The following is an 11,124-nucleotide window of genomic DNA, read 5'->3' as shown; positions in this document are numbered from 1 at the left end:
TACTCCTAGTATTTTATCAACACGGCTACCGCCATATTGTAGGGGCGGTTTTCGTCGGCTTTTTTTGTTGATGAAAAAATATCTGCGTTGTCTTTGCCAGCTACACTTTTATACTCCAAATCTGATCCGGTATTTGAGTAGGTAAAAGCCACCCCTCTAAAATCTGAAGTAGTATTAGTACCATAAATGTGTCTATTGCCAACATTGTCAGTTGTTATGCTTCTTATTTGTAATTTTTTTGTATTTATTGCGTCTTGTTGAGCTGCGCCAAGTGTTGCAGCACCACCACCGGTGCTACGCATGAATTTTCCATCCGCGAAGTTTGGTAGTAAAAATTTATCGTTGATTCGTCCGTATGTGTAGCCGATCACTTCAAAAAGCGCGGAGTATGTGTTTTTATCAAGGGCTGATCCGTCACAACGTAAAAATCCATCTGGAGTATTTGTGTTTGAGCTATATAAAAGATAGCTTCCAACAGGTATGCCGTCCTTTAATTCTGATTTTTTTACAAATAGATTGTCACACCATTTTTGAGTCGCCACAACATCCCAAATTGTCGCCTCGTTTGCTGGGTTTTTGTTTGTGTTTTGGCTTTTTGCGATATAGATAATTCCATTTAGGCTCACAACTGCTCCGATCGGATATTCTAAATCTTTATCCCACTCACTAACGCCTCGCTGTAATTGATAAGCTAGTGATTTATCCACACGATTAAAAGCGGCGTTAAAATATTCCATAGGTGGGATAAAGCCTAAATTTTCGGTTACACCCCAGCCTCTTTTTACGTTTGGGAATTCTACTATTTCGCCGTCTTTTGCGTCACTGGCGAAAATCTCATTTTTTGGTTTTTCGTAAATCATTACTGCTCCTTATATATTCTTGCAAACTTGCCAACGCCAAAGGCTAGATTGGCTTTATTTTGCGTGAAGCCAAAGCATTTTTTGTCAGCGATTAGTATCACGTTTAGCCCTACGCCTACTGGGCGAGCTAAAATGTCGTTTTTAAAAATTAGGTTTATTAAAAATTGTGTTGTCTTAGCATTTTTTAAGACCAAATTTAAGGTCATATCGTAATTATCAAATATGAAGTTGCCAGCCCCTAATAAAAACTCTAGCGACTTGTAGCTATTCTCTAGCGTGCCAGTTTGGTAGTTCTTGATAATTTTTGCTTTTATTAAAAATCTATAATCACTATCGTTGAGATAAAAACTACCCTTTAAAGAATTGCCTAAGCGGTAAAACTCACCCTTATTAAAACCTTGTTTTTTCTCGGTTTGGGTAAAGGCGAAAAAATCTTTTAATATTAGATTTTGCTGCTCTCTACTTACACCTACGTGGCGACCGACCAAATCTAAAGCGTAACCGCTCGCAGTATCAATATTTAAAATTTCGGCTATTTTTATGGCATCATCAAAGGTTTTATACACTTCATCGTTTAGAAGCTTTGCGGTCGCTCTAGCCCTTGGCTTTTTGCGGTATTGCCAAATCAGTTCAACCATTACACTACCGCCAAATCAATATCGTTTTTATTGATTACGCATATCTCACGCACGGCTACCGGCAGGCTTTGTCCGCCATTTATTGTGAATTGCGTAACCTCAAAACCTTTAACGTCGTTTATAATGCTATATAGGCGGCTAATATAAACGTCCTCGCCTATGTTAAAAACGTGGTTAGATAGTAACTCTTTTATTTTATCGGTATTTATATCCGTTACGCCCTCGGTGCGTTTTATACGCAAAAATATTCTAGGGTTTATCTGTGTTGGGCGGTCAAATTTAACCTCACGCTTAGCACCCAAAAACTCAATTTCTAGCTTTGTCTGCCCTTGTACACCGCAGCCGCCTATTTTTTTTCTTAATATTGCTTCGCCTATTGCCGTATCATCGCCACCTAAAACAATAGCATTTAGGCTATGTGGCTCTACTCCGTTGGCGTCTGTTTGGTTAGTGTAGTTTTCTAAAACCTTGCATTGTTTTACGCCCTTTAGGTTGAGTAGGTAGCTTTCTAGCCCTTGGCGCTCGTCGTTATTGTTAATGCTATGGCTTTGCATAAATCTAAGCAAAAGGTCGCCGTCGCTTTCCTCGTCTGCTCCTAGTGTTGAGTTTTGAGTAGCCACTATTCTATCAACGCCTAGGATTATCTCTTGCATTTCTAGCTCGTCTTGCTCGTTTATCCTAAACGCCCCCGTTTCTTGGCTGGTTATACTAACGGCTTTTGACCCCTCTGTGCCTAGTGTTATTTCGTAGTCAGTTGCCCACAAATTGCTATTTTTATCTTTTAAAATTGTGCCTTTTTTGATAATAGTTCCACTAGCTCCGTGTATCGTTACGCCACTAGCCCTACTATAATCTGCCGTTTTTCTTAAAAGCCCTGCATAAGCTACGCGCTGGTCTAGCCACTCGCCAGTCGCTAAGTATGGGTCTAACATTTGTACGATAAAAGTAAGCACTTGATTAACTTCGCTCAACGCCTCGCTAAATAGCCCGATCATTTGTCCGTCTGGTGTTGATGACCCTAGTTCTAAATTTTCGCCATAAATCGCCTTAAAGCCATTTTCTAAACGCTCTTTTATGGTCTCTAATTCATCGATTATTATTCTATTTTCACTCACTCGCATTTATGTATAACCTTTGGCTTTCGTCGTAAATATCCCTATATTGCACCTCAATAGTTGCCTTGCGTTCGTTTAGATTTATGTTTAAAATTTCCAAACTGCTAACGCCATCAACGCTTAAGATTTGCCTTTTTATCTCATCTCGCATTTTGTCCGTGTTAGGATTTTTTGATAAGTAATTAAACCACCTAACGCCGTTTTCAAAGTCTAAAAACCAGTCATTGTAAAGGCTTAAAATTTGCGTTTTCACGTTTTGGGCTATTGCAGCACTATCCGCTTTATGCCCTAGTAACCAGTCGCCCTCGCTATCTATCGCCCTTACTTTCACTTATTGCCCCTTAGTTTGGTTGTGTAGTTGTACCGCCGCTATCGCCGCCATGTGTATGGTGTTTTAAACTTACGCCACTACCTATCATATCTTTGGCGGTAATTGTGCCACTACTTACGCTATCGCCCTCGACTTGTGAAAAATTGCCAACTAGATTTTTATTTCCTATTTGTTTATAGTCGCCCGTCTGTTCTATATTACCCTTGATTATGATTTTTCCCTCGGATAGTTTTAGATAGGTGCTTTTGCTTAGTGTTCGCATGCAAACGCCGTCTAAATCTACATCTTTAACCGCTAAGGGGCGAGGGCTAAAGCCAGTTAAAAAGAAGCCGTCCGAGTAGTCGTGTAGCCTAAAATCTAACGGCTCGCCCTTGCTAGCACTAGCAAACCAGCCGTCAATGCAACGCTCAGCAAATATACAAAGTCCGTGATCACCCTTTCTTATCGGCGTAGTGATTACAAAATCGCCACCCCTAAAAAATTGTACTGGCACATCGTCTATCGGCGGTAATGGCACGCTTACGCCGTCACGTTTTAGCTCGTTTATCATTAGCTCGACTTGCACCGTATTGTCACCTGCATTAAATTTAAGCACCTTAGCAGGTAGCGCCGTATGTACCCCTGCCTCAAAACTTAATAATCCGCTATCAAAAATCTGCGTTAAATTTGGATCGTTCATTTTTTCTCTACTTTGTTAAATTTTCCATTTATTGCGATTAATTCTGTTTGCCACGTATCGTTTAGAAAATCGCCACTATGCGTTAGCTTAGTTATCTTATAATCGCCGTCATATTCGCTTAGAATTGATTGTATTCGTACGAGAGAGCCGATATTTAATTTAGGGTTTAATAAACACGTGACCCTTAGCCCATCGTCGGTCTTTTCTGGGCTGTTAATCAAGCCAGTTTTTTCACTCAAAACAAAGCCCTCGCTATCGTTGATAATTTTATTCTTTGGTAAAATGTTTAAATTACCGTCTAATATATGCCAGTTAGCGTCGTTGTTTTTGGCTACGTGTTTTAAATAATCCTTTATATCGCCACTTAATACTTTACATCTTGGCAAAGCTTTATCTTTTGGCAAATCTACCACGCCTTGTTTTGAGCTTGACATTGCTTTAACGCACATATTTACTACGTCGCTATCCTTTACGCCAGCTTTTAGCGTCGTGTATACCCTAGATTTTGAATAGTCATTTTGTCCGTCGCCGCACTCAATATGCGTTATAAAATCCAAATCATTGCGGCTGGTATAAGCCTGCGTTATTTGCCCTGCAAAAATTAATCTTGGTTCGTCGTAGCCAGCAAATAATTTCACTTGGTTAAAAATCTTATTCGCTATTTGGTTGCGGTTGTTGGCGTTTAGGTTATAAATTTCTATTTTGCTAGTATTCGGCTCTTCGCTTATCGTCTTTTCAATGTTAAAGCTTATAGCGAGATTATCTATTACTATGCTTTGTTTATTATTGCCTATTTCTAAGCGATACCGCCTGCCATATTGTCTCACGTCCTATCCTTTGCTATCTCACTCATCGCTGCGTTAAACTCTTTTTTATCGACAGCATAAAGCTTCAAGCGTTCGCCTAACTCGCTAAAATAAACACAATTAACGCCGCTTTTCGTGGTATCAACTAGCATAAAAACAAAAGGTAGGTTCTTATTAATAAGACTTGGTGCATTAACCGCTAAACCCTTATTAAAAGCTAAAATTTTATTTGTGTTTAGATCGGTTAAATCATATTGCCAAACTGCGCCAACCTCGTTATATTTAAGGGTTAGTTCTAGCTCCATGCCGAATATATTAAAATTTTGCGTTTGTTTTAGCTCGGTCGTCGTCATTATCTCGTAAATCAAAATATATCCTTTAAAAGGCTTGATTTTTTTAGTTTTGGCTCGGTCTTGCCTAAATTTACACCTCTTTTACCTACGTTTAGCCCTTTAGCCGTTTTTGTTTCAACGACAAAAATCTCCTCGAGCGTGAGCGTAACGTCAGCGTAAAGATCGCTTTCAGTGGTTACTTCAATACTTGTGATTAACATATTCCTATATGTTTTTAATCCAGTTGTCACGATCAAAAACTCGCCGCTCTTTTGCACTTCTAAAAGCTTTTCGTATAGGCTTTGTAGTCTATTTTTGGAGGTGCTGTTATCTTTATTTTCTTTTCCGTCGGTTAAAAAGGGAGCTATTTCGCGTATTTTTTTATCAATACCAAAAATCCTAGCGTATCGCATTGCCTCGTTTTTTATATGCTTTACATTGTTGTAGAGTTTGTATGCCTTTTGAGTGAAGCGATGAGCGGTTTTTATATATGGCAAGTTAAAACGGACTACTTGCATAATCTCGTCAAATTGCGTAAAGCTAGGTGGCTCATAGGCTACTATTTTGCCCTTGATTGTTATTTGCTTCGGCTCTAGCACGGCGTGATCGGCTACATTTGCCCCACTTTCTATCGGATTTTTGGTAGTGCGTAGTGTGCTTTTATTATTTTCTTGCTCGGTTGCATCTAATCTAAACGTGCCTATCTTACGGCTTGTTACTTCAATCATTAATAGCCACCTCTTAAATTAGCTTGGGTAAATGCTAGGTCGCTTTTTTGCCTATTATTTATTATTTGCTTAGCCATTTGTGGGTTATTTGTGTTTACGTTTATTGTAGTCGTTGCCGTTCCGCCGTGGTATTGCACTGATCTATTGTTATCTGCGTATTGCGTAGCTAGCGCCGCTTTTGGCGTATCGTTACCAAAGCCTAAAAAGCTTTTTGTGCTTTCCCACATATCGCTAGCGGTTTGCCCTATATCAAAATTTTTAACGGCGTTTATAATCGGGGCTATGTACTCGTCATATTGGTTTTTAATCCATTTAAATGGTACTTCAAACGCCTTAAGGATAGCGTCACCAACTTCTTTGAAACCTTGCTTTATCAACTCCCAGTCGCCCGTAAAAATGCCATATAGCATTTTAAATACGCCAATTATCACATTTACGCTTTCGGTTATAAAATTAACCACGAAGCCCCAAACTTCTTTTATTGTTGGTTCGATTTCTTTATATAACGCAATGGCTTTTTTGCCCCACTCGATAAACGGCTTCCAGTAGTCGCCGAATAAACTTTCGCCTCCGTCTAAATAGGTCATTAGATCATCAATTAGTAAAATAAGACCGCCTATTAGCATAATTACCCAGGCGATAGGGTTGGTTAAAAATGCCGCTAGCATTGCACGCTTGACGACCGCTAAAACACCGACAAGAATTAATAGCGCAGCTTTCCAGCCTATCGTGCTACTTATTACTTTATTTAAAAATCTAAACGTATTTGTAAAGACTTGCCCTAGCTTCAAAATCCACTTAAAGACATTAGTTAGCCCCTCAACCACTAAAGCCTTATTTGCTTTTAGAAAGTTGTTAAAACCTTTTAGGCTTTGATTAACTACTGGGATTAATTTTAATGCTACTTGGGTAGTGATAGACTGCATTGCGGTTTTTGTATCTTTTAGCCTATCTTGGTATTCTTTCGCCTGATCTATTTCCGCTTGGGTTATATCAAATAGTTTATTCTTTTGTTTAGCTAATTCTTGGATATTTTGAAGTGGCACGGTTAAATAATTAGCTATTAAGCCACTAGCCGCTGTTGCTGCTGCGCCTATTAGTATAAATTTGCTTCTTATATTGCTTAGCTCTTGTTTTAAATTGATAGCTGGCTTTTTTTCGGTTAGCTTTTTCGTTTCTTTCGCTGCTTCTTTTGCTTTTTCGCCGACCTTTTCCTCTGCTTCTGCTACTTTGTGAAAACTAGTGGTGAGTTCCTCGGCTTGCCCTCTAGCTTCCTCACACCACTCTACGCCTTTATTTTTGGCTTGTTCTAGTTTTGCTATTAGCTCGGCATTTCTTTCCATGCCAGCTTTTACGGCGTCGCTTATGGGCTGGGCTGTTTGTTTGGCTAGGCTAGAGATATTTTTTAGCCCTTGCTCTATCTGCTTTATCTTGCCACTATCAACATCAAATCCGATTTTGTAAAGAAATTCATCTAATAGCACTATATATCCTTTTAAGGGGCATATTAGAGTATTTTTGAGTTGATTTTTCGGCTTGTGTGTAGAAATAGAGGAGTGAGCTTTATTGCTTTTCCAAGGCTCGGCGCTCCTCATTTAGTAGCTCGATAATAACCTCGTGCATTGCTATTGCGTCCTCTAGGTCGTAAATAGTGCGTAGGTCGTTTAGTGTGGCATAACCCTTTATGATCGGTAGCCACACCAAATAATCTATATCAAACTCGCTTTTTACGCCTTGTTTAGGTAGGCTGTTATACCCGTTAAGGATTTTGCCCCAGCGGGTAAGAAGTCTAAAAAATGGTATTTTAACCCCTCTAAAATAAGCTGTGCGTAATCGCCTCTGTTGGCATTAAAATGTGTTTCGGCTTGGCTCATATTTCTTAATAGTATTTCGCCACCCTCTGCATTTATCACGCTAGCGTATTTTAAAATAAAATTCTCAACTCCACTAAACGCCGCACTGCCTATATTAGCGATAATTTGCCCTACATCTATATTTACATCCTCGCCTTGCATTTTAATAGCGTCCTTGGCTAATCCTAAAAGGCTTTGCAACTGCGTTTTTGTTTCAAAGAAATTTGCACTTCTTAAAACGTATTTGTTTTCATTTATCATTAGCTCGTATGTTTGCATTAGTTTCCAGCTCCATTTTCTAGGCGTTTGTTTATTCTTTCAAAGGCAATTTTAAACTCGGTTGGGTTGTGAGCGTCGCCCCTCTTAAAGCCGCCATCGCTTACAAAAAAACCATTTATTCCGCTTAATTCATCGCCGTTTAGTGTGTCTTTAAATTCTAGTGTTAAAAGATTATCTTTTTTAAAGTCGCTCCGCTGTAGGTTGTAAAGGTCTTGCAAAAATTTACAATCCTCGCTGTGTTGTAGAAGTTTCAGAGTTAGCGTGCCGCTTTGGTTGCAACTTCCCACAAACACCCCTCTGCCATTTGCACCTATTGTATAAGCTCCTGCGTCCGCTGCGTTTTCTATACTTATTACATCGCTTCCGTCTGCATAAGCAGTTATTTCATAGCCGTTTAAATATAAAACGATCGTATCGTGTTGGTATCTTGCCATTTTAGCCCCTTATCTGTTGTAATTAATCAAAATATCTACGCTATGTATTGCACCAGCTAGCTTAATAGCCACATTGATAGGCACTGATTTTCTAGCTTCCCTATCTGCTTGTAGTTGCTCGGTGTAGCTAGGGCTGTAAACGTAATAGCCTAAATCCAAGTAATCGCCACTTTCTAGTGTGCCAACTGGGTCACCACGCCATTGTCCTGGAGCGATAAAGCCATTTTTAACAAACTGCTCGCAAACTTGCTTAACTGCTGCTATTAGTCTTACTTGTCCCTTGTCGGTTTGTGGCACTTTCTTAGCACCTTTTAGCACGTTAAATACTGCTATTTGTGTGCGGTTATTAAAAGCGTCAAGCCCTACAACTTCATCGATAAATTTACCGCCTAAAGCCACACCCTCGGCTATCATGCTTACGCCGTCATAATCAGTATAATAATTTACGCCTAATTTGTCGCACTTCTCGGCTAAATTTAGCGTGATTGTTTCATCGGTGCCAGCCGTTTTTAGGTTTTTAAACTTCATTGTTTGGGCTGTGTTTGATCCCTCCCAATTAGTGCTTAATGCTTTTGCTAGCAATTCAGCGCCTGCGTGTTCGTCGCCCGTGTTGTTGTATGTTGCAAAAAAGCGACCGCTGTCTTTGTCGGCTATTTTTTTTATCACGTTTGTATTCACACTTTCAAGCTGTGCCTTGCGTGTGATCGTATAGCCTACTACGCTTGGGTTTTGTGCTGAAGTGATCCACTCGTTAAGCTCTGCTACTTCCTCGTCTGCCAAAATAGCTGACGAATAAACGCCGTAAAAGCCTTGTGTTGCGTTGAATAATTTATCTAACGCCTCGCTTAGGCTCTCTTTTTTCTGCGTTACACTATCTTTGCCTACGTAAATATCGCTCTTGCCACTAACTAAATTTAAAAGCACACCTATAAAGTCGCCATTATCCGCTTTTTCAAAAAAGCCCAGCCTTGTGTTGTCATTTTTGCCAGCGGTTGCCGCTCTAATAATAAAGCGGTTGCCCTCTGCGTCATATACCGCCTTTATTCCGTCTTTGCTAATCGCCGCTGTTAGTTTTGTAGCCACCGCCTCAAAATCTACACAAGAGCTAAAATCCAAATTTGTATAAACTTTATCCACTCCGCCTACGTTTAGCTTAAAGCTTCCGCTTGCGATAGCCTTTAACTTATTTATTCCTACGTTTAGCGCCGAGCCTCTTAGTTCGTTTGCCGTTGCTTGTGTTGTCTTGTTCTCTTTTACCCACTTAGCAACGATCGCCTTTTTTACACCGCTCACGCTAAAAATAGCTTTTGCCGCCTTGGTTACTCTGCTTTCACTGCCAAAATTTAGGGCGGCGTCGTTTGCACTAGCGATACTTACAAATCTTGTATTTACATCATCGAAAGCCTCGCACCAATCATCGCTTAAAATAGCTATTACGCTAAAATCTCTATTCTTTGCGATCTGCCCTTGTTCGTTTAGCTGGATATTTACTATCCTTTTTATTGTTAAACTCATCTATTTACCTTTATGCCAAAATCTGCCGTTTTAATCTCGGCTTTTTTAATCTCGTTTTGAGAAACTTCCACTCTATTTATGTAGCTTAGCGTCAAATCTATACTAGCTCGCTCCTCTACGCCACCGCCTACTATTTGGCTTAAGTTCCTAATAGGACTAATCGTTACCAGCCCTAATCCTAAAATCTTAAGCTCTTTTAAGCACTCGCTAGAATAAAAAAGGGTGTTTAATTTTTCGATTATGAAGTTCGCATTTTTGCCAAAAGCATTTACGCTAACCACGGCTTCACGTGTTGAAGTGATAACCTCTTTTTCGCCCTCGATAAATTTATACTCACGCCCTTTTTGCGTGCTAGTTAGCAAATGAAGCGTTAAATATGCCGTCTTATCATTTAGCGTTTTGGAGTAGCTATCACGCACTAGGCTTTCATTTACGTTCAAAGCCTTGGCTATCAAAACTTTCAAGCCCGTCAAATCTAACGCCTGCAAAGTTTTTGTATCCATATTCGCTCCAATCTTGTATATTGATAATGCGGTAATTTACGCCCTTATAAGTGATTACATCTTGCAAATTTAGGTTAAATTTTGTATCTATCCTAACCGCTTCTTTGTATCTTTCTCCCTCTGGCAACCTTTGCATTTCGTCATTACTCAAAAACTGCACCACCGCCTTAAACTCGTCATCGCCCCTTTTGATAACTTGGCAAAAATCACTATCCTCTATTAACTCGCTAACGTTTATCATTTTCTGACCTCGTATGTTATTGAGCTTTGTAGCTCTCCAGTATCAATTAGTGGCTTAGTGCTTGGTCTGTTTAGCTTTGCTCTATGCCTAATTGTTGCTTTTTTTAGTGATGGTGCTATGCCGTCCGATATTGCCTCTTTGCTTATACCCTTAGCTTCCTCGCCTATTACTCCAAGCGCTTCTGCTGCTGATATTTCGCCTGCGATAAATTTTCCTATTGCGGTTTTTGCCAAATTAGCCACCGCCTCGGCATTGTTTATCAAAGGCTTACGCAAAAATGAGCGCTCTGGGATATTGTGAGCGGGGCTGCCAAACTCGTGGATCATAGCTAAGTCTGCGTTGGTTAGCTCGTTGCTTCTAGCGTTGCTTTTAGCGGTTACACCTACCACTACGCTAAGCCCTTTTAGCTCGGTTATCTTGCCCTCTAGTTTTTCGATCATCTAACTAGCCCAAAATGTGGAATTACTAGCTTTTTAAGCTCTAGGTAGCGTTGTCCGTATTTGGTTAAATAGTAGCTTCCGCTTTCGCTCTCAAAGCCAGTTTTCCCACTTGTATAGCTTACGCTTAGGCTACCTACGGTTTTACTGCCTATTTCTCGCAGAGGTTGGGGGCTGGTATTAGCTTCCGTGCTTAATGCCCCCTGCATTGCCAAAATGTGAGCCGCTAAGTGTAAAACGCCGACTTCGTAAAAACGCCCCCATATTTTTTCGGTAACCTGCAAACTCGCCTCATCTAAACTTAGCTCTATGCGTGTTTCATCTACCGCTTGAAATTCAGGGAATTTATTTAAAAAATCGGCTGCTGTCATAA

17 protein-coding genes are annotated in these 11,124 nt (G+C 40.0%); all 17 read right to left on the bottom strand.

The genetic code is table 11. The features are described from left to right. Positions 1-5: 5 nt before the first annotated feature. The gene (locus TH67_RS07580; protein ID WP_072595054.1) at positions 6-860 is read right to left on the bottom strand and encodes a phage tail protein; all 855 of its coding nucleotides are present in this window, start codon (positions 858-860) and stop codon (positions 6-8) included. After that, on the bottom strand, positions 860-1,498 hold the full coding sequence (locus TH67_RS07575) for a DUF2612 domain-containing protein (protein WP_072595053.1): 639 nt from the start codon (positions 1,496-1,498) through the stop codon (positions 860-862). The genes TH67_RS07580 and TH67_RS07575 overlap by 1 nt, the downstream gene beginning before the upstream one ends. Beyond that, positions 1,498-2,613 carry a baseplate J/gp47 family protein gene (locus TH67_RS07570; RefSeq protein WP_180371740.1) on the bottom strand — a complete coding sequence of 372 codons (1,116 nt, stop codon included), beginning with the start codon at positions 2,611-2,613 and terminating at the stop codon, positions 1,498-1,500. Before TH67_RS07570 ends, TH67_RS07575 begins: the two co-directional genes overlap by 1 nt. Continuing rightward, positions 2,606-2,944, bottom strand: coding sequence for a hypothetical protein (locus tag TH67_RS07565; protein WP_072595051.1), 339 nt, complete (start codon positions 2,942-2,944; stop codon positions 2,606-2,608). The genes TH67_RS07570 and TH67_RS07565 overlap by 8 nt, the downstream gene beginning before the upstream one ends. Positions 2,945-2,954: 10 nt before the next feature. Continuing rightward, positions 2,955-3,623, bottom strand: coding sequence for a Gp138 family membrane-puncturing spike protein (locus TH67_RS07560; protein WP_072595050.1), 669 nt, complete (start codon positions 3,621-3,623; stop codon positions 2,955-2,957). Continuing rightward, on the bottom strand, positions 3,620-4,450 hold the full coding sequence (locus tag TH67_RS07555; RefSeq protein WP_072595049.1) for a phage protein: 831 nt from the start codon (positions 4,448-4,450) through the stop codon (positions 3,620-3,622). The genes TH67_RS07560 and TH67_RS07555 overlap by 4 nt, the downstream gene beginning before the upstream one ends. Further along, complete coding sequence (locus TH67_RS07550; RefSeq protein ID WP_072595048.1) at positions 4,447-4,797, bottom strand: phage baseplate plug family protein; 351 nt, start codon at positions 4,795-4,797, stop codon at positions 4,447-4,449. The genes TH67_RS07555 and TH67_RS07550 overlap by 4 nt, the downstream gene beginning before the upstream one ends. After that, positions 4,794-5,489 (bottom strand): phage baseplate protein, encoded by a 696-nt coding sequence (locus tag TH67_RS07545; RefSeq protein ID WP_072595047.1) that lies wholly within the window; start codon positions 5,487-5,489, stop codon positions 4,794-4,796. The genes TH67_RS07550 and TH67_RS07545 overlap by 4 nt, the downstream gene beginning before the upstream one ends. Continuing rightward, positions 5,489-6,973 (bottom strand): hypothetical protein, encoded by a 1,485-nt coding sequence (locus tag TH67_RS07540; RefSeq protein WP_072595046.1) that lies wholly within the window; start codon positions 6,971-6,973, stop codon positions 5,489-5,491. The genes TH67_RS07545 and TH67_RS07540 overlap by 1 nt, the downstream gene beginning before the upstream one ends. A 79-nt stretch (positions 6,974-7,052) precedes the next feature. Next, a complete protein-coding gene (locus TH67_RS10360; protein ID WP_162141877.1) occupies positions 7,053-7,190 on the bottom strand; it encodes a hypothetical protein in 138 nt (45 codons plus the stop codon). A 26-nt stretch (positions 7,191-7,216) separates the two neighbouring features. Continuing rightward, positions 7,217-7,621, bottom strand: coding sequence for a putative phage tail assembly chaperone (locus TH67_RS07535; protein ID WP_081370928.1), 405 nt, complete (start codon positions 7,619-7,621; stop codon positions 7,217-7,219). After that, positions 7,621-8,055, bottom strand: a complete 435-nt coding sequence (locus tag TH67_RS07530) for a phage protein (RefSeq protein WP_072595045.1) — start codon at positions 8,053-8,055, stop codon at positions 7,621-7,623. The genes TH67_RS07535 and TH67_RS07530 overlap by 1 nt, the downstream gene beginning before the upstream one ends. A gap of 9 nt (positions 8,056-8,064) precedes the next feature. Continuing rightward, positions 8,065-9,570: a DUF3383 domain-containing protein gene (locus tag TH67_RS07525; protein WP_072595044.1), complete on the bottom strand. Its 1,506-nt coding sequence runs from the start codon at positions 9,568-9,570 to the stop codon at positions 8,065-8,067. Continuing rightward, complete coding sequence (locus tag TH67_RS07520; protein ID WP_072595043.1) at positions 9,567-10,010, bottom strand: phage neck terminator protein; 444 nt, start codon at positions 10,008-10,010, stop codon at positions 9,567-9,569. The genes TH67_RS07525 and TH67_RS07520 overlap by 4 nt, the downstream gene beginning before the upstream one ends. Next, entirely contained in the window at positions 9,997-10,314 is a 318-nt protein-coding gene (locus TH67_RS07515; protein WP_072595042.1) for a hypothetical protein, read from the bottom strand. Before TH67_RS07515 ends, TH67_RS07520 begins: the two co-directional genes overlap by 14 nt. Next, positions 10,311-10,754 carry a hypothetical protein gene (locus tag TH67_RS07510; protein WP_072595041.1) on the bottom strand — a complete coding sequence of 148 codons (444 nt, stop codon included), beginning with the start codon at positions 10,752-10,754 and terminating at the stop codon, positions 10,311-10,313. Before TH67_RS07510 ends, TH67_RS07515 begins: the two co-directional genes overlap by 4 nt. After that, positions 10,751-11,122 (bottom strand): DUF4054 domain-containing protein, encoded by a 372-nt coding sequence (locus tag TH67_RS07505; RefSeq protein WP_072595040.1) that lies wholly within the window; start codon positions 11,120-11,122, stop codon positions 10,751-10,753. The genes TH67_RS07510 and TH67_RS07505 overlap by 4 nt, the downstream gene beginning before the upstream one ends. Between the last annotated feature and the right edge of the window lie 2 nt (positions 11,123-11,124).

Source organism: Campylobacter concisus, from assembly GCF_001891085.1.
Classification (GTDB): domain Bacteria; phylum Campylobacterota; class Campylobacteria; order Campylobacterales; family Campylobacteraceae; genus Campylobacter_A; species Campylobacter_A concisus_O.
Note: the sequence above shows the minus strand (reverse complement) of the source record. Positions and strands in the feature narration are given on the sequence as shown.